General features: G+C 63.6%; 12 protein-coding genes and 2 pseudogenes. 10 read left to right on the top strand and 4 right to left on the bottom strand.

The features are described from left to right. Positions 1–2: 2 nt before the first annotated feature. Positions 3–1,898: an ABC transporter permease gene (locus EZH22_RS25410; protein ID WP_203193165.1), complete on the bottom strand. Its 1,896-nt coding sequence runs from the start codon at positions 1,896–1,898 to the stop codon at positions 3–5. Between the two features lie 103 nt (positions 1,899–2,001). Next, positions 2,002–3,273 carry an ABC transporter substrate-binding protein gene (locus tag EZH22_RS25405; RefSeq protein ID WP_203193164.1) on the bottom strand — a complete coding sequence of 424 codons (1,272 nt, stop codon included), beginning with the start codon at positions 3,271–3,273 and terminating at the stop codon, positions 2,002–2,004. Positions 3,274–4,131: 858 nt separating this feature from the next. Between EZH22_RS25405 and EZH22_RS25400 the strand changes: the two are divergent. The 10 genes and pseudogenes from EZH22_RS25400 to EZH22_RS25360 all read left to right on the top strand — a co-directional run. Further along, positions 4,132–4,260: pseudogene (locus EZH22_RS25400) on the top strand (IS5/IS1182 family transposase); the annotation flags it as partial. Between the two features lie 276 nt (positions 4,261–4,536). Further along, positions 4,537–5,046, top strand: a complete 510-nt coding sequence (locus EZH22_RS25395; RefSeq protein ID WP_203193163.1) for an RNA polymerase sigma factor — start codon at positions 4,537–4,539, stop codon at positions 5,044–5,046. 96 nt (positions 5,047–5,142) lie between these two features. Then, complete coding sequence (locus EZH22_RS32050) at positions 5,143–5,511, top strand: FecR/PupR family sigma factor regulator (protein ID WP_231711144.1); 369 nt, start codon at positions 5,143–5,145, stop codon at positions 5,509–5,511. Next, entirely contained in the window at positions 5,471–6,163 is a 693-nt protein-coding gene (locus EZH22_RS25390; RefSeq protein WP_231711579.1) for a FecR family protein, read from the top strand. The genes EZH22_RS32050 and EZH22_RS25390 overlap by 41 nt, the downstream gene beginning before the upstream one ends. Positions 6,164–6,281: 118 nt before the next feature. Continuing rightward, complete coding sequence (locus EZH22_RS25385; RefSeq protein WP_203193162.1) at positions 6,282–9,716, top strand: TonB-dependent receptor domain-containing protein; 3,435 nt, start codon at positions 6,282–6,284, stop codon at positions 9,714–9,716. A 36-nt stretch (positions 9,717–9,752) separates the two neighbouring features. After that, positions 9,753–10,352 carry a biliverdin-producing heme oxygenase gene (locus EZH22_RS25380; protein ID WP_203193161.1) on the top strand — a complete coding sequence of 200 codons (600 nt, stop codon included), beginning with the start codon at positions 9,753–9,755 and terminating at the stop codon, positions 10,350–10,352. A 106-nt stretch (positions 10,353–10,458) separates the two neighbouring features. After that, positions 10,459–10,617 (top strand): annotated as a pseudogene (locus EZH22_RS25375) (zinc-binding dehydrogenase); the annotation flags it as partial. Positions 10,618–10,869: 252 nt separating this feature from the next. Further along, entirely contained in the window at positions 10,870–11,529 is a 660-nt protein-coding gene (locus EZH22_RS25370; RefSeq protein ID WP_203193160.1) for a hypothetical protein, read from the top strand. A 71-nt stretch (positions 11,530–11,600) separates the two neighbouring features. Continuing rightward, a complete protein-coding gene (locus EZH22_RS25365; RefSeq protein ID WP_203193159.1) occupies positions 11,601–12,794 on the top strand; it encodes a M14 family metallopeptidase in 1,194 nt (397 codons plus the stop codon). A gap of 445 nt (positions 12,795–13,239) precedes the next feature. After that, the gene (locus EZH22_RS25360; RefSeq protein ID WP_203193158.1) at positions 13,240–16,071 is read left to right on the top strand and encodes a hypothetical protein; all 2,832 of its coding nucleotides are present in this window, start codon (positions 13,240–13,242) and stop codon (positions 16,069–16,071) included. Between the two features lie 295 nt (positions 16,072–16,366). Here EZH22_RS25360 and EZH22_RS25355 read toward each other — a convergent pair whose 3' ends face one another. After that, entirely contained in the window at positions 16,367–17,266 is a 900-nt protein-coding gene (locus EZH22_RS25355; RefSeq protein ID WP_203193157.1) for a ketopantoate reductase family protein, read from the bottom strand. Between the two features lie 224 nt (positions 17,267–17,490). Continuing rightward, on the bottom strand, positions 17,491–18,849 hold the full coding sequence (locus tag EZH22_RS25350; protein ID WP_203193156.1) for an MFS transporter: 1,359 nt from the start codon (positions 18,847–18,849) through the stop codon (positions 17,491–17,493). Positions 18,850–19,049 lie beyond the last annotated feature (200 nt).

The following is a 19,049-nucleotide window of genomic DNA, read 5'->3' as shown; positions in this document are numbered from 1 at the left end:
GATCATGATGGGTCTCCGACGCTCGCGCGGCGGACGAGGCCGACGCGGCGGAACAGGTGCGGGACGAGCTTCTCGATCATTCCGACGATGCCGCGCGGGAAGAAGATGATGGCAAGGACGATGACGATGCCGAGCGGCGCCCGCCAGTATTCGGTAGTGCGCTGTAGTTCCGCCAGCAGCCAGTGATAGCCGGCGGCTCCGACGATGGGGCCGGCGAGGCTTTCGAGCCCGCCGAGGAGCAGCATCACCAGACCGTCGACCGAGAAAGCGATCGAGGCGACGTCCGGAAAGACGCTCCCCTTGGCGAAGGCGTAGAGTGCGCCGCCAAGGCCCGCCAGCGCCCCCGCCAGCACGAAGCCGGCCCACTGGACGCGGCGCACTTCGATGCCGATGGCAACCGCCCGGGCCGATGAATCCCGCGCTGCCCGGAGCGCGTAGCCGAAGGGCGCGAACACGATGCGGCGCAGGACGATAAGACTCATCCCCACCACGGCCAGGGTGACATAGAGATAGACCACGTGGTTGTGGGCCCAGGCATCCGGCCACACCTTCAGGATGCCGTTGTCGCCGCCCGTGACGCTGATCCACTGCCACGCCACCGACCAAACGATCTGGGCCAGGGCCAGCGTGAGCATGGCGCGATAGGTGCCAGAAAGGCGCACGCACAGCCAGCCGAACAGCGCCGCGCCAAGACCGGCGACGATGGGCGCGCCGATGAGCGCTGGAAGGAAGGGCAACCCGAAATATTTGACCCCAAGCGCAGCGAAATAGGCGCCGATGCCGAAATAGGCCGCATGGCCGAAGCTGAGAATGCCTGCCGGGCCGACCAGGAAATGGAGGCTGGAGGCAAACAGAATGAAGATCAGTGTCTCGATCAGCAGGGTGATGCCGTAGCCGTTCAGGAGCAGCGGCGAGGCGACGACGAAGGCCGCGGCGAGACCCCACAGAACCCATTGCTCGCGGCCGCCCTGGACCATCAGTCCCTCGTCGACGCGTGGCGGCTCGCGTACCTGCACCTGCTTCTTGCCGGCGAGACCGTAGGGACGGAACACCAGCACGATGGTCATGAAGATGAAGATCGTCACCAGCGTCATGGAGGGCATTAGCAGGGTGCCGAACGACTGGATGACGCCAATAAGCAGGGCCGCGACGAAGGCGCCCGAGATACTCCCGAGGCCGCCGATCACCACCACCACGAAAGCTTCGGTGAGCAGATTGAAATCCATGCCGAGATTGGCGGAATCCCGCGGCAACTGAACGGCTCCGCCGAGCCCCGCGAGCGCGCTGCCAAGGATGAAGACGGAGGTGAACAGCCAGCGCTGGTTCACCCCCAACACACCGACCATCTCTCGGTCCTCGGTGGCGGCCCGCACCAGGGTGCCCCAGCGCGTGCGGTGGAAGACCAGCCACAGGAGCCCGAGGATCGCCGGGCCAAGTAGCATCAGGAAGATGTTGTAGGAGGGAAAGCGGATGCCGAAGAAATCGAGCGAGCCGGCGAGGCCCGGCACGCGCGGGCCGATGAGGTCCTCACTGCCCCACACATAGCGGGTGACATCCTGCACCACGAGGACGACGCCAAAGGTGGCGAGGAGCTGAAGCAGCTCCGGAGCCTTGTAGAGGCGACGAAGCACCGTCATTTCCACCAGCCCGCCCACGATGCCGACCACCACCGCGGCGACCAGCACGCCGGCCCAGAAGCCACCGGGGACCGACATCATGACGGAGACCAGCGAATAGGCGATATAGGCCCCCAGCATGTAGAACGAGCCGTGGGCGAAATTGACGATCTGCGTGACGCCGAAGATGAGCGACAGGCCGCAGGCCACGATGAAGAGCATCGAGCCGGTGGCGAGGCCGTTCAGCAGCAGCGAGACGAACGTCTGCGCGTCGAGATGCATGAGGGCTTTTCCTGCGAGGAAGATGCCGGCGGCGCGACCTTCTCGTCGTGCTGCCGGCAGCGTCAGCCGCGCCGGGCGATGCCGGCGCCTTTTTGGTCCGCGCTCACTTCGCGGGGCGCAGCTTGGCGATCTCGGCGGGCGGCGGGAGGAGCTTGGCGCCGTCGACGGCGATCCAATCCACCATCTCGCCCTTGTCGCCCTTCTTCGTGAGCTTACCGGTGAAGACGGTCAGGGTCGCCTGATTGTCGGCGGCACGGAATGTCACCTCGCCAACCGGCGTCGGCAGGCTGAGACCGCCGAGCGCATCCACAATCTTCTCGGGGTCGGTGCCGCCAGCCTTGGCAATGGCCGCGGCGAGTGCCTTGTAGCCGATGTAGCCGAACATGGCGCCCCAGCGCGGGTAGTCGTTGAACTTCTTCTGATAGGCTTCGCGGAAGGCCTTGTGCTCGGGCGTGTCCAACGTCTGCCAGGGGTAGCCGGTAACGATCCAGCCTTCAGGCGTTTCTGCCTTCAGCGTGTCGAGATATTCCGGCTGGCCTGTGAGGGCGCTCACCACGTACTTGCCCTTGAAGGCATCGCGAGTGTTCACCTCGCGCACGAGGCGGATCAGGTCGGTGCCGAACTCCGCGTTGAAAATGGCATCCGGCTGGGCCGCGAGCAGGGCGTCCAGCGTCGGGCCGGGATCGAGCTTGCCGAGGGCAGGCCATTGCTCGGCGACGAACTTCACGTCCGGCCGCAGCTTCAGGAGGTGCTCCTTGAAGCGGGCGACGAAGGAGGTGCCGTATTCATAGTTCGGCGCGACCGTCGCCCAGGTCTTGGCGGGCAGCTTGGCGGCCGCCTCGGCCAGCGCCTGGGTCTGCATGTAGGTGGAAGCGGCGGTGTGGAAGGTGTAGCGGTTGCCCTTCTCCCAGACGACGGCGTCGCTCACCGCGATGCCGCAGACGAAAGGAATCTTGCGCTGCAGGGCGAAATCGGCGAGCGCTAGGCACACCGAGGAGGTGAAGCCGCCGGCCAGCGCGACCACCTGCTCGGAGGCGGTCAGCTCCTCGGCCTGGCGAATGGCATCGCCAGCCTTGGCTGCATCATCGCGGAAGATCACCTGAAGCGGACGGCCGTTGATGCCGCCGGCCGCGTTGATTTGCTCGACGGCGAGCTCGGCGCCCCGGCGATAGGGATCGGTGAACAGCGCCATGTTGCTGTAGCTGTTGATGTCGCCGATCTTGATCGGTGCCTGGGCCGATGCGGTCGCCAGCGGGACGGATACCAGCGCAGCCCCCAGAACAAGCCGGCACGCGTCCAACGCCCTCGCGGCCAGCCAGTGTCCGACGTGCGAGCGCCGGTTCCATCCTGACCTTCCCCCTCTGGCCCTTGTCATCGATAGATCTCCGTACTTCGCAACGTCCGGGACGGCGCAGTTGCAGGCATTGTTGACGGAGCCGTACGGCTGTCCCAGCGGACCAAACGCTGAAATCGTTCTGAGGATTCGGATCCCGCGGCAGCTAGCCAAAGCCGGGAACAGTCTCCAACAGTGCCACGATGGCTCCTCACGACAGATAGAACAGCAGAGCGGGGGCCATATCGAGTCCAAAAAAATCTCACATGTATCCAAAAATTCGCCATCTGCATCCGATTCTGCCAGGTCGAACCGCGCGCGACGCACTCGGCTCCAATGATTGGCAGGATTTTGATGTGCACAGACGTTGGGCAGAGAGGTGTGCCGCGCGTCTCCATCGGCCCGGACGGCGTCAGCCTTCGTACGAGCGAGGATCGGCCGGCCTCTGTTTGAATCGCAGTCTGGCAGCCACCGTGCGCGAACGGTTCTCTAGCTGCAGCGCTGAGGCATCAATATCGGCATAACGGGCCTCAGAGGCCCGCTGCGCATTGACCGCCCAATGAGCGCTTTGCTGGCCATGCACGCCATGAAGGCCACCGGCTGTAGGACCGGGCAAGCAACGCAATTTGGGCCAGACGGAGACGGTCGTGAACCACTGCAGCCGGTTCCTGCCGCAGGACAAGGCCGCGCTCGCCGCTCAGATCTTGAACCGGGTATGGGAGGCGGCCTGAGCGGCCGTGTCCCGCTCTTTTCCATCTGAGCCCCGCAAATCTCGGGATAGCGCCATCCAGGGGCAGCGATCGGGTCTGTTGGCATTTTTGTTGGCATCTAGGCGTTTGGCATTTAAAAATAGCATGAAAAATCATAATACTATTCGATTTTATCGAATCCTCTCCGCACCGCAACGCTATCGAGCGCATGTCCTGCCGGCTGAAGGACTTCCGTCTTGTCGCGACCCGCTACGATCGGCTCGCCGTCAACGTCTTCGTTGCTGTCTGCATCGCTGCGACCGTCAGCTGCTGGTTATGAGTCTGGACCCTTGCATCGAGATGCGCAGCTTAAGAAAATTCAAAAGCGAGATCCAAGCTCCTCAATCAATAGGAGTCTTCTGAAGATAGTCGTGCGACATCGATTGTGTATTAAATGGATCTAGAACAAATCTAAATATTTAATATTGCAACAAAAAAATCGGACGCTATTGATCGTCGATAGTGTTGCGTCTTCGTCAGTGACGGAGCGGATCGGGGGTGGTGGAAGGATGAGCCGGGCGCTCGTGCCTATTTTCCGCACAGGGAAGAGCCTCGCATGAAGGAAGGGGATGCACGGCACGGGGTCTATCTTACGCATCGCTCTGCGCTGATCGACTACGCGACCTCCATTCTCGGCTCACGCGAGGCTGCCGAGGATACCGTTCAGGACGCCTATCTGCGGTACCTGCCAGCCCCCCTCCAGGCGGGGACGCCGGAGCAGGCCCTTGCCTTCCTCTACCGGATCGTCCGCAATCTGGCTTTCGATGTCCTGAAGCGGCGCAAGATTGAGACGCGTGAGGCGGGCCGTGGTCTGCCGTTCTGGGCCGAGCCGCGCGCTATCGAGACGCCGGAGCAACATTTGCTGTTCTGTGATCAGGTGCGTGCCGTGTCGGATGTGCTCGCGGCCCTTCCGCTCGAAGCGCGCGTCGCAGTGGAGATGCACCGGTTCGGCGGCTTCACCCTCGATGAGGTGGCCGGGCACCTGGGGATTTCCGTCACCACAGCGCACAGATATGTGCGCTCCGCCATGCTTAGGATCGCCGCCCGGCTCGACGAGGGGGGCTGATCCACGGCGCGGAAAAAATCTTCGCCCCAATCGTCTTTGAGAGCGAAGAGTGTAAAAGGCGGCAGTCGGCGCCTTTGGCGGGGGCACCGAGATGGCATGGCAGGAACGAGCTTGACCGAGGACGAGAGAGCGGACCCGCTTCTGGAGGAGGCCATCGACTGGCTTCTGCGCCTCAAAGATGCGCCGCAGGACCCGGAGATTGCCCGGGCGTTCGAGGCCTGGCGCGCCGTCTCTCCCGCCCATGCCCGCGCCTGGGAGAATGCGCGCCGGACATGGCATGTCCTGGGTGAGGTCCCGCCGGAGCATGAAGATTTTTGGCGCCCGCGCGCGGGCCCGGTCCCCGCCGGTCGGCGGGCCCGGGTCGCCCCGCGCACCCCGCGTCGGCGGAGCTGGCGGGCGCGGGTGGCGGCCGCCGCGGCAGTGGCTGCAGCGGGGTGCGTCCTCATTCTCGCGGCCCCCCGCTGATCCTGCGTTTTCAGGCCGACCACATGACCGCGACCGGGGAAAGCCGCGTCGTCACGCTGGCAGATGGCAGCACCGTCACCCTTGGAGCGCACAGCGCCATTGCCACCGCCCTCGCGGGGAACGGCGCCATGTCACGCTCCTGTCGGGGGAAGCCTTCTTCGAGGTCACGCCCGATGCGTCCCGGCCGTTCGTGGTCGCGGCCGGCGGCGTGGATGTGACCGTGCTCGGCACCGCCTTCAACGTGGCGCTCTCTGCCGACACCACCGCCGTGGAGCTGGCGCACGGGTCGGTCCGCGTCGCGCCCGGGCAGGCGGGCGGCCAACCGGGCGCAACGCTGACACCCGGCGAGACGGTGGTGGTGGACCGGGGCACGGGGGCGATGCAGAAGGAGACCATCGCGCTCGACGACATCGCCGCGTGGCGGAACGGCCAGATCTTTGTCAATGACGCGACGATCGGTTCCGTGGTTGAGCGCTTGCGGCGCTATCACCGTGCCTGGATCAGCTTGCCCGATGCCGCTCTCGCGGCTCAAAGGGTGACAGGGCTCTATGACCTGCGGGATCCTGATCGTGCGCTGCGCGCGCTCGTGCAGCCATATGGCGGGCAGGTCCACGAGATCTCGCCTTATCTGAGGGTCGTGTCGCGCCTCTGAGAGGCGGATCCGCATCCGGCACAAAAAGCGGCCCGCGTGGAAAAAAATCGCGAGCCGATCGTCTTTGGGACCGGAAGCACATGCGTGAGCTGTGCGCGGACACCCGAGACGAGGAAAAATGAGTTCGCACGCGACCGATCTGAAGACGGCAATCCGCAAGGGTGTTCCGGCGCCCTGGCTTCTGGCGACCACTGCGATCGTCGCACTGTGGGCCCTGGCCCCGCAGACCCGCCCGGCCGCAGCTCAAGCCATCGTGGGAAGCGCGGGCGCGGTGCAAAGCTTCGATATTCCGGCCCAGCCGCTGGCCTCCGCCCTCAATGCCTTCGGCCGGCAGGCGGGCCTGCAGGTCACGCTCGCATCCTCGACGACACGGGGCCTGACCTCACGCGCAGTGACCGGGAGCTACGCGCCCCGGCAAGCCCTCGCCCTGATGCTCGAAGGAACCGGGCTTCCCTTCCAGATCACGGCCGATCGAACCGTCATGGTGGGTCAGCAGAACGCGGTGGACGCCGGAGCCGTTGGCGCCGACGGCTCTGTTGTGCTCGACACCATCGAGGTCGGCGGCGCCCATGGCGCGAACCGTCCGTTCGAGACGCCGGGCACCACCAACTTCATTTCGAGCGAAGAGTTGGAGCGCTTTCCCGGTCTCACCGCGGGCTCCATCTTCCAGGGCACGCCGGGCGTCATCTCCGGCTCCAGCAACAACGGCGCCGCCATCGACCCCAATATCCGCGGCCTGCAGGGCATGAACCGCGTGGCCACCACCATCGACGGATCGCAGCAGTCCACATCGAGCTATCGCGGTTATGCAGGTGTCACCAGCCGGACCTTCGTGGACCCCGACCTCATTTCCGGCATCACCGTCACCAAGGGGCCGGAGGGCGCGGTGGGCGGCGCCATCGGCGGCACCATCGCCATGGAGACGCTGGGCATCGCCGATGTGCTGCGTGCGGGCGAGAACTACGGCGTACGGGCGCGCGTGGGCCTCAATTCCAACGGCGTCGAGCCCGTCATCGGCCAGAAGACGGCCGACTTCGGCAATTCCGATGCCGAGAATGGCAATGCGAGCCTCGCCGCGGCGGTGACGGAGCAGAACGTGGATCTCGTCGCCGCCTACGTGCGGCGCAAGAGCGGCAACTACTTCGCCGGAACGCAGGGCGACCTCACCGCCGAGAATTATCTCGGCGAGCAGCAGCGGCTGTCCAACTATTTCTACGGCCAGCAGGTCTACAACACCTCCGAGGATGTCACCTCCGGCCTCCTGAAGGCGACGCTGCGACCGGCGGACGGACACGAGCTGCAGCTCGGCTACCTCTATTACGGCAACGATTTCGGCGAGGTTTCCCCCACCCTGATCTCGGTGGGCAACGCCACCACCTGGCAGATTCCCCTCAGCTCGGCGGCGATCAACCAGCTGACGGCGCGCTATCACTTCAAGCCCCAGGACAACGACCTGATCGACTTCAAGGCCAATGCCTACGCCTCCAATGTGGACGAGGTCACCGTCTTCTCCCTGATCGGGAGATCGGCGGAGATCAAGCAGCAGACGCGCAATTTCGGCTTCAATGCTGACAACACGTCGCGCTTCGCGGCGGCTGGGACTCCGATCTCGCTGCGCTACGGCGGCACCTACACCCTCGAGAGCGCCAGCCCGTCCGATCCGCTCGACGTCGAGCAGTTCTCCCTGTGGGCCCTGCCCGCCAACGGCGACCGCCGGATCGCCACCCTGTTCGCCAGGGCGAAGTGGGATCCCCTGTCCTGGCTGAGCGTGGAGGCGGGGGCCGAGTATCTGAACTACGACACCGCGTTCAGCGGCGACAGCTTCTACAATCCCGGCGCGCCCTACACCGGCTATTCCGGCGACGGGGTGAGCCCGATGGCGAGCATCACGCTGACCCCTTTGCCGGGCTGGCAGATCTACGGACAGTATTCCACCGGCATCCGTCCGCCGAGCCTGCGCGAGGTGAGCCAGACGCGTAGCGACCAGCGGTTCAATCCCAACCTCGATGCGGAACATGCGGTAAATTACGAGGTCGGCACCAACCTCCTGAAGAACGACGTGTTCCTGCATGGCGACAAGGTGCGGACCAAGCTCTCGTACTTCGAGAATACCACAAACGATTATATCGGGAGAGAATTTACAAATTTACAGACCATGATGTTCTTCAATTACGACTATGTCCGCTTCAAGGGTTTCGAGCTTAGCGGCGGATATGATGCCGGCTTCGGCTTCATCGATTTCGGCTTCAACTATTATACGGACTTCGAGGCCTGCTTCCAGGACGGTGAGTGCATCAGCTACACAAGCCAAGCCGATTTCCTTGCCAACCAGGTGCCGCCCCGCTTCACCGCCTCAGTCACGGCTGGCCTGCGCTTCTGGGACGACCGCATCACCCTGGGCGGACGCCTCACATACATGGGCGAGCGACTCGCGCCCATGGTCGCCGACACCGCGTATTTCTCGAACGTCGCGAAGAACTGGGCGCCTTACACGGTGGTCGATCTGTTCGGCCAGTGGAAGATCAACGACACGCTGACCCTCGACGTGGGCGTGCAGAACCTGTTCGACGCCTACTATGTGGATGCGATCAACAATACGGACATGCCCGCCCCCGGCCGGGTGATCCGGGGCAGCCTCACCGCCAAGCTGGGGGGCTCCGAGCCGGTGACGTGGCTGCCCTTCGGCCGGCCCGCGAGCGCGCGCAACATGCCCTGGACAGGCCTCTATCTGGGCGCCAACGTGGGCTACGGCTTCGGCGGGATCTCCGGCACCACCACTCCTCTCGACGGCAGCGCGAATGCCATCGCGGCGACGGAATCGGCGGACCTGTCGCTGGCCAACATCATCGGCGGCGCGCAGGCCGGCTACAATTACCAGTTCTCGAACGGCATCGTCCTCGGCGTCGAAGGAGACTTCGGCTGGGCGCGCATGTCCAAGACCCAAAATGCCCTCGCCACCGAGGCGCAGCTGCTCATGGATGCCAACATGCTCCAGGCCAGCACGGACTATTCCTTCGACTGGTTCGCCACCGTGCGGGGGCGCGCCGGATACGCCTGGGACAAGCTCATGGTGTACGGCACCGCCGGCGTCGCCTTCCTCAGGGAAGAGGAGGAGCGCACCCAGTACCAGTCGGATATCGCCTATGAGGCCAGACCGGCAGGCAACCGCACGACCCCCTTCTTCACCGAGATTTCCGCGCGGACGCGGACCGGGCTCGCCATCGGCGGGGGCGCGGAATATGCCATCGCCGACAATTGGTCGATCAAGGCCGAGTACCTGTTTTCTGCCTTCGGCTCCGAGAGCTTCCTGTTCAAGGACGCGCGCGCCGGCGTCACCAAATCCTACTCGGTCACCCGTCAGGTCGGAACCAAATGGGTGGTCCGCAGCGAACCGCTCTGTGCCACCAGGGGAGGCCTCTTCTGCGATCTGGTTGAAAGGCCGGTGTACGAAACCACGAATTACATCGGATCCTCGACCATTTCCAATGGCCGCGAAGCATCCAACTCTGCCGACCTCCAGCTTTTGAAGATCGGCGTGAACTACCGCTTCTGAGCCTGAGAAATTCTTTCAACCATTGAGGATCATCCCATGACCATCGCCCTCGACCGCCCCGCCGACAACCGCGCCAGCCGGCTGAAAGCCCTCACCCACACCACGCACGACCGCCTCGACAAGACGATCATGGCGGGCGAGCCGTTCGCGAGCCGTGAGCGCTACGTCCTTTTCCTGAAGGTGCAGCACGCCTTCCATCGGGAGATCGACGCGCTCTATTCCGATCCGGCGCTGGATCGCCTCTTGCCCGATCTCACTGGCCGCCGCCGCTTCGGCCTGATCGAACAGGATCTTGCAGACCTCGGAACGGAGCCGCCGCCGGCGGAAGGCGCGCCGGTGTTTCGCCAAGGGGATCCGGCGGACGTTCCGACCGCGCTCGGCTGGCTCTACGTGGCCGAAGGCTCGAACCTCGGCGCGGCCTTTCTCCTGAAGGCGGCCGCAGGGCTCGGCCTCTCCGCGACCTTCGGCGCCCGCCACCTCGCCGCCGCACCGCAGGGGCGGGGACTCCACTGGAAGACCTTCACCATAGCCCTCGATGGGCTGGAACTGTCGGAGGCCGACGAAACGCGGGTCACGGCGGGGGCGAAAGCCGCTTTTGCCCGCGTCCACGCCTTGGTGGTCGCCACCTTCGGCTGAGGTGGTCCCCATTCGCCGGATATTGGCGGCTTTGCCAAGCTTGATCGTCAGCGGCTTCCCGCTGACGATCGCCCGAAAAGTTCTGCCAAGTGTGGCCCGGTCGATCCAGATCACATCGCTGATCGAAGCCGGGATCATTCGCCCGATCATGGATCGGATCTTCCCGTTCGAAGCGACCAATGAAGCGTTGGCCAACATCGAAACCGGACGGTCAAAAGGCAAGGTCGTCGTCAAGCCTAGGCGACGGCAAGTTCTCTCCAACTGAAGCACGGGCGCCGCGCTGATTAGGCCATCTTCTGCATTCAACGATGACGCTTGACGCGAGGGGCGGCGCTGCGATCAATCATCCTTCACGGCTCTTATGTTCGCCCACCCAGGCGAGGTTCGCGGCGCGGTGGTCGGAGGTCGATCTTGAGAAATTGATCTGGAGCATGCCGGTGACGTAACGTCCGTTGCGCCGTGGCGAACCGCCAGCCCGGAATGCACCCAAGAATGCAAAACGAAGGAGGAACAAACGATGCCGGCAAAATACGTTCCGATTGTCGCCGCCGCTTGGCTGGCGCTTGCCGCTGGGGGCGCTGAGGCTCAGACTGCCGACATGACGTTCTTTGTGTCGAGCGCGGGCTCGGGCAAGGGGGCGGATCTGGGAGGCCTCGAAGGGGCGGATGCGATTTGCCAGCGCCTCGCCCAGGCGGCGGGTGCCGGCGGCAAGACCTGGCGCGCCTATCTCTCGACGCAGGCGGCGGGCGGCGTGGCGGCCGTGAATGCCCGCGACCGCATCGGCGCCGGTCCATGGCGCGATGCCAAGGGCACGATCATCGCCACGAGCGTCGCCGATCTGCACAGCGCCGCAGCCAATCTCACAAAGCAGACCGCGCTGAACGAGAAGGGCCATGTCGTCAACGGTCGTGGCGACACGCCGAATATGCACGATATCCTGACGGGCTCCCAAGCCGACGGCACAGCCTTTGGCCCGGGCGAGGACCGGACCTGCGGCAACTACACCAAGAGCGGGGCGGATGGCGCGGTCATGCTCGGCCACCATGACCGTACCGGCCTGGACGACTCTGCGGCTGCAAAATCCTGGAATTCATCCCACCTCTCACGCGGCTGCAGCCAGGATGCCTTGAAAAGTACGGGGGGCGCCGGTCTGCTCTACTGCTTTGCGGTCAACTGATGCGTCATTCCTGACGCGATCTAAGATCGCGCGGACCGCGCGGGCAGCCTGAAAAAAGGAGGGCATGCATCATGTCGAGCGGAGAAGAGCGCATCGATCGCCGCGACTTCGTGATTGCAGCGATCGTCGCATCGGCAGCACTTGCGGCTGATGCCGGTTCCGCGAACGCCCAGGGTCCGGCGGCGTCCTCGGCCGGTCCGGCGCCAGGTGGGCGGTCGGCGACAATCTTCACCGGCGACATGATCCAGGGGAAAAAGGTCGTCAGCGCGCTCAACGTCGATGACCTGGAGCCCGGCAAGAAACACCTTCTATATTTTCAGGGCGTTCAGATGCCCACGGGGCAGTACTGGTATGTGTCGGTGACGGTCGCCAAGGGCGCAAGGCCAGGCAAGCGCGTCGTTCTCATCAGCGGTGTGCACGGCGACGAGATGAGTTCCGTGCACACCGTCCAGAGCGTGATGAACCAGCTCAATCCGGCACAGATGTCGGGCTGTGTGATGGCGGTGACGGACGTGTCGCGTCCGGCCATGGAAGGCATGCAGCGCAGATGGCCCAATGCGGGCAGAGGCGCCGATCTGATCGACATGAACCGGGAATGGCCGGGGAACGAGAACGGCCCCACCGCTCCCAGCCGCCATGCCGGGCTTTTGTTCAACCGTCTGCTGCGGCCGAATGCCGACGCCGCGATCGATTTCCATACCGGGACAACCGGCTTCGACGTCACCGCCTTCAATCTCGCCGGCATGGATGTGCCGGAGGTCCGGGCAATGGTGGAGCTCTACCCGGTCGGGCAGATCTTCGACAATCACGTGTATCCGGGTGTCCTGCACAATGCCTTTATCGATGTGGGCATCCCCGCTTTTACGCCGGAGATCGGCGCGGCGCGGGTGCTGAATCTCGAGATGACCGCGCGGTTCGTGGAAGGCACGATGAACGTCCTCAAGCATTACGGCATCGTGGCCGGGCCGATGGGACGTACAGGCAAGGATGTGAATGTCTTCGTCGGCAACAGCGCGTTCCCGATCCTTGCGACCCAGGGCGGGCTCGTCGAGCATCTGGTCAAGCTCAACGACAAGGTCGAGGCCGGGCAGAAGGTGGCCGTCCAGCGCAACGGTTTCGGCGAAGTGGTTGCGGAATATACGAGCGGCGTGGCCGGAGAGGTCACGGGCCAGCGCAGCGACGCGATGGCCGAGCCCGGCAATCCCCTGGCATTCATCCTTTTCCATAAGGCGACGCGGGACGGCGGCGAGACCTATCCCGAGTGATCCAGCCCTCGATGCGCGCCTCTGCACCCCGTGCTGACGCCGCACACGCACGCCGCTCCAACGGGTTGGATTGAACGCGGGGGCGGTCGTTAAGGCGAGGACGCGCCGGCAGCGGAACTTGGTACCCGTCCGGCAACCGGACATCTACGGCTGTCTCGCCCATGGCGCGGAGGGGGCGCCGACTATTGCGTCTGAATTTCCAACCAGCCGCTGATCCAAGCCAATAGTATGGCACGAAATGCCGCCACTTGGCGCGCCGGCATGGTTAAAAGCTACCGCCGCACAGAACACATTCCGAAATCATCAGGAGCAACGTCAAACGGTCGGAACCGTTTGTGAAGCGAGGCCTTCACAATTTTCACAAATCATGGGAAGCATCTGGACCGAAAGTCGTTTTGCTTTTCGGCCCACGGCCCTTCCTCTGGAGGCGATAATGATAGGCGAAATGGTGAGCTTCAGCATGATGCGAGGCGGCCACCGCCGTTATCTTCTGGCATTTTGCGCGGCCATCGCGGTTTCCGCCGTAGAGTGTCCGCCGTCCAGGGCCCAGGCGCCGGATCGTGCCAGCGTCGGCGACTTCGACGCCAGCAAGCTCCCACGGGTCCCCGGTGCCAAGGACGTTTTCGCCAGCCCGTTCACGACGATCTTCGTCTCCCCCCAGGCGATCGGCCCGACGGCCGAGGCCGTCGAAAAGGGGCTCGTTGCTCTCGGCTGGCAAAAATATGCCGCGCCCAACGCCGCGTCTGCGGAAAATCCGTCCATGAGGACACTGACGTTGAAGAAGGGGTCGCAGGCCCTCAACGTCTTTATCACCGTCGCGCCGGCGCAGAACAACGCCATCAGCGTGCAATATTCCGCCATCCCACTGAAGGTGGATCTGCCTTTCACGGCCGATGCGGCCAATGTCGAATATTCCCCGGACAGGCCGTCGTTGAGCCTGATAAGTGGCGAGCCGGTCGAAAAGCTCCTCGATTTCTACCGCCGGGAACTCGCCGGCCACGGCTGGTTCCTTTGGTCGGCAAAGGCCAATGGTAAGCAGGCGGCGGGAGGTCCTTCGGGAACGCTCCATGACAGGGGCGGCGCCGCCTATTTCGTCAGCGACCAGGACCCGAAGGCGACCTTGGCGCTCGTGCTGCAAAAGACCGATGCCGGAAAGGTCAGGGTCGAGATCAAGCCGCAGCCGATCAGCATTCTTGCGAACGAGCGCCAGGTCTATCTCAGTCGCGACAATGTCGCGCCGCTGGTCGCCGTTTCCGATCTGCCGCGCCTGCCTGGCGGGCGCGACACGGGGAAGTCAACCGCCGAGCGCGTGTCCTATTCGGTTCCCGGCAACGTTCCCGCCACGACCGCGGCGATCAAGGCGCTGCTGGCCGCCCAGGGCTGGAGCTTTTATGTGGTTCCGCTGGACGACCGGCATTCGACCTGGCTGACCTTCATCAAGGGGCAGCAGGGCCTTTCGGTTCGTTTCACCATTTCGCCCGGCAGGGCCGAGGAAACCACGGACCAGACCACGGTCGAGTATGTGGCCGATCGGCTGCAATTCGCTCCGCCGGTTCCGGAGGACGCCGCCGATGTGATGTTCGACGAGCATCGGCCCTATCTCAGCCTGACCTCGGGCGGCACGCCGCAGACCCTGCGCGAATTCTATGCCCGCAAACTCGCCGAAAGCGATTGGGAGCCGCTCCCGGATGCGGACATCGCCACGAAATGGCCGAATGCGAAGCTCGATCCCAAGCCCGCGAATGGCGACATCGCCTATTTCATGCGCGGCAATATCCGGCCGCTCATGCTCGTCCTGCGAGCGAGCGAGCGTGGCAGGACGCAAGTCGAGCTGAAAACGCCGGTCTTCGCCGAGTTGCAATCGGTCGAGGCCGATAACGATATCTTCGGCCTGCCGGTCCCCAAGCCGCGCAAGAATGCGGGTGGCACGAATGGCGGGACCGGGCGGGAAATCCACGCCCAGGTCGTGGCGAGCCTTGGGGCGGTATTGTCATTCTACAGGGGCGCGCTTTCGGCGCGCGGGTGGAAAGAGGATGGGCGCGCCACGATCGGCCCGGACGAGGCGGAGGTGAATTTCACCTTTCCCGAAGGTACGGCGTCTCTGAAACTCGCCAGCCAGTACGGCCTGACGACCGTCAGCCTCATTGAGAAGATCACCAAGCCCAAGACCCAGAGCGTGGCCGGCTCCGGCTCGGTCAACGACATGCTGCAGCAGGCCCAGCAGATGATGCGCGACGCCGAGGCGCAAACCGGCGGTGCCATCCAGCCGCCGGCCGCCGCGCGCGGGGCCGACGCCACCGTCCAGACCCTGCAGCCGCTTGCCGGCGGCAATGCGCCTATTCCGCTCCCCGAGACGGCGCAGGATGTGGATTTCGACGGAGAGGACGGAACCCTCCAATTCACGAGCGCATCCAACGTCAAGTCGATCAGCGAGTTTTTCCGGTCGGCCCTGCAGCGGTCCGGATGGCGCGCGAAGCCGGGCGTGATCAACAACGCGAATATGGCGCAGCTTCAATTCGCGAAGGGGAACAAGGATCTCTCCATCACGGTCATGAAGATGGGCCCCAGCACCAATGTGAATGCGCGCGGCTCGGGCCTGCAGGTCGCGGCCGCGAAGCCCGACGAGCCCGCTCCGGGCAATCCAAGCCGCGCCGGCAGCGCGCCGACGCCAGCGCCGTCGGCAGACGATATCATCGTCGAGGAGAGCGCGGGGCTGCCCGTTCCCAAGCGCCATACGATGTCGGAAGGAACACGGACACCGTTCCGGCGCGAGCTCAACGCCAATGTACCGCTCGATCTCTCCGTGGTCCTTGAATTCTATCGCCGCGAGCTTGGCAATCGAAACTGGAAAGAGGATGCCAAAGGTGCGGTGGCCACGGCCGACCGGGCGACGGTCCGTTTCACCTCTCCCGAAGGGCCGGCCGTGTTAACCCTCGGCCGAAAGCGCAATGAGACAACCGTCAGCCTCGGCGTGAAAAATCCCGAGGCGGCTCGGAAGGCGGGCATCATGCCGCAGGCCGGAAAGGCCCGCGTGATGTTCGGCAATATCATGCCCGAGGAATCGTCGCTCACCTTCAATAACCGGACGATCAAGGTCGCGGCCAACGCTGGAACCAAGGCCCCCGACGGGCCAGCCCTGGATCTCGCGCCCGGAAAATACAAATATTCGATCAAAACGGGCGGCAAGGTTCAGGCTGACGAAGTGGAGATCCGCTCGGACGAAACCTGGGGACTGATGATTGGCCCGGGGGGTGTGCTGGCGTTGCAGGCCTATTAAGTGGCCTGGGGTCCGGTTTCATACGCGCGACATCGATGACGATGCAGACGGCGGCGAGGGTGCCGGCTGCGTTCCGGGGGCGGTCGCGTTGTGTGACTGCGCCCTTGCCCCCTGTCGGATGGGACATTGGAAGAGTGCTCAGGGCGTCCCCCTGCGCCAGGAACGGAACTTGGCGAAGCGGCCAAACGGGACGTTCAGATGCCAGAAGGGCAGGCCGTTGGCGCCCTGAGAGAGGGCCAATTTAGGCTTGGCCTGTCGCTCTCATGGAAGCGCGCTTCTGCGCGTGTGTTCCGCACTATCCGGCCGCGCTCTGGTAGGTTCGTTCCCTTGCCCTGATCAGGCCAACCAAGAGATCGTTTACGGGCGTGACCTGCCCCAGCTTCCGTGCTTCCCGAGGTATCGCGCCGTTAATGAAGTCGATCTCGCTTCGACGACCAGCTTCAACATCCTGGAGCAGCGACGGGCGTGACTTCGGCATCCGGCTTGCGAAATTTCTTACATGCGCAATCGGGTCCTCTACAGCAATATTCACGCCCAAGGCACGTGCGATTGTCCAGGCTTCCACCGCAGCAGCTCGACTGATCGGTCCGGCGTCGGGATCGTCCAATACTTGCCCCACGCTCATGCCAGTGAGAGCGCATGGGGCGCTGTATGCGACGTTGCAGATCAACTTCTCCCATTGCATGGCTAGAATATCCGCCGTGGCCTCGCATCTGAAGCCGGCTGCCCTCCAGGCCTCGGCAATCCGCTCGACGGTGCTCCAAGGCAACGTGGAGTATGATCCAATGCGGATGACCTCCATCCCGTTGTGATGCGCATGCCCTGGGCCGCGCATCGATGCTCCGAAGCCTCCGGCGATGCCGACGGCGAGCCGATCATCCCCGAGCGCTTCGGCCACGAGGTCAGCGCTACCAACGCCGTTTTGGAGTGCCAGCACAACGGTCTTCGGGCCTACCATCGGTCGCGCCGCCGTCGCCGCTTCCGCCACCGCCGTGGCTTTGACCGCGAGAACAATTAAATCCATCTCCTCCTGAGGAGCCTCAGTCGTGGCGCGTATCGTCGCAATTCGATCACCGCTTGCACCCTCGACACGCAACCCGCATTTATTCACGTGCGACGCTTGATCGGAGTTGCGAAAAACTCCGATAACTTCATTTCCTGCCGATGCAAACAAGCCCGCATAGATCGAGCCCATGGCACCTACCCCAACTATCGATATCTTCAACGTCTTTCTCCACTTTGGCACATTTCAAAGAAGACGCATTCGTCTTCGCGGCTTGGCATCGCCCGTTTGAATGAGACGTTAACAATTGCCTTTCTTAAAATATGGCGTTGCAGGCATGGGTCGTGTTGCCAGGGATGACCACTCGATGCCTTTCGGTCTTTGGCTCGATCTGGCCGCCACCTGGAGGTCCATGCTCACTCTGGTAGCGGCTTGCCGCGTGTCTCGGGCAACAGCGGGGTTGCGAGGATCCCCAGGACGTAAATCAACGCCACGGCCATCGCGGCTTGGCCGAACCCGCCCGACGATACGACGAGCGAGCCGCCGACAAGTGGCCCGACGAAGGCGAAAAATCTTGGTCCGTTGAACGCAAACGCAAGCGCCGTCGCACGTACGCGGGTTGGGTAGAGTTCTGGCAGCCAAATCGGCATCCATGTAAAGAGGCCGTTCGAGAAGAAGGCATTCAGCGAAGCCAGCAACAGCAAGGTGGCCGGATCTCGCGTGGTGAAAAACAGCACGGGCGTGAGGGCGAGGGCACATGTAAAGTAAATGAGGGTCACCGGCTTCCGCCCCCAAGCATCCGCCGCGAACCCGAGGGCGATGTAGCCGAGAACGGATCCGGTCGTGTAGGCCATGCCCGCGTAACTTGCCCACGCGCCGCCATTCAGCCCCTGCGCAGTGGCGGACGCCGCGATAAAAGGGGGGACCCAAGTTGAAATGCCCCAGAATCCGAACGTGGTGCTGAGTGACATGATAAAAACGATAATCGTTCGGCCGCGCAATGACTTGTCCGAAAACAGATCAACCAATGTGAAGGTCGTGAGGCCGACCTGGTCTTCCGTTAACGTGGCGCCGGTGCGCTTCAAGGCCGCGGCCTCCTTTCGACGCTTGGCCGACTGTTCCCACTTCTCGGATTCCGGGATGGAGCGGCGGATCCACAGGGTCAGCAGCGCCGGCAAGACTCCGACAAGATAAATGTATCGCCAAGCATCCGGGCCCAACGTCTGCATGAAGAGCCAGACCAGGGAAGCGAGGAAGAAACCGATCCCGAGGCCGCACTGCATTAACCCCGCTGCCTTTCCTCGCGCGCGGTCGGGCCAAAGCTCGGCGATCATCGAGCTCCCTGTCGCCCATTCGGATCCGACCGCGATGCCGACGAAGAATCGCATCAATGCGAACGACCACCAATCGAATGAAAAGGCACTAAGCCCCGTAAGCAGAGAATAACCGAGGATAGCGAGGATCATCGTTCGCTTGCGACCGAGGTAATCGGCCATCACTCCTCCCATGATCCCACCGACGCCCCAGCCGAGCAGGTTGATGCCGATAATTGCACCCACGTAGAACGGAATGGAGGCGTGGTCGGCCGCAGGCAAGAGCTGGCGAAGCGCCGACGCAGCCGTGAGGACGAGAGCAAAGCTTTCGAACCCATCAAATACCCATCCAAGGTTGGATGCCAGCAATGCACTCCATTGCTTACGACTGATCGCCTTGTACCATACAACCTCGGGTGCGCGTGACCCTGAATCGTGAGAGGCTGAGCTGATGTCGTGCATGTTTCCGCCCAATTAATATGTTTTTCTTTTGAAGCGCCTGAGGCGATATGGCCGGGCGCCTTGGCACCGTATTGACCGCATGCAAACTCATCCAGTGCCGTTATCGGGGATCATGATGCACAACCGGCATCAATATGACGCCCGTCGCCGACGCGGCGTGCCCACGCAAGACGCCTGGCCTGGCCACCTGAACGGCAAAG

The sequence above is a fragment of the Xanthobacter dioxanivorans genome (assembly GCF_016807805.1).
Lineage (GTDB): Bacteria > Pseudomonadota > Alphaproteobacteria > Rhizobiales > Xanthobacteraceae > Xanthobacter > Xanthobacter dioxanivorans.
Note: the sequence above shows the minus strand (reverse complement) of the source record. Positions and strands in the feature narration are given on the sequence as shown.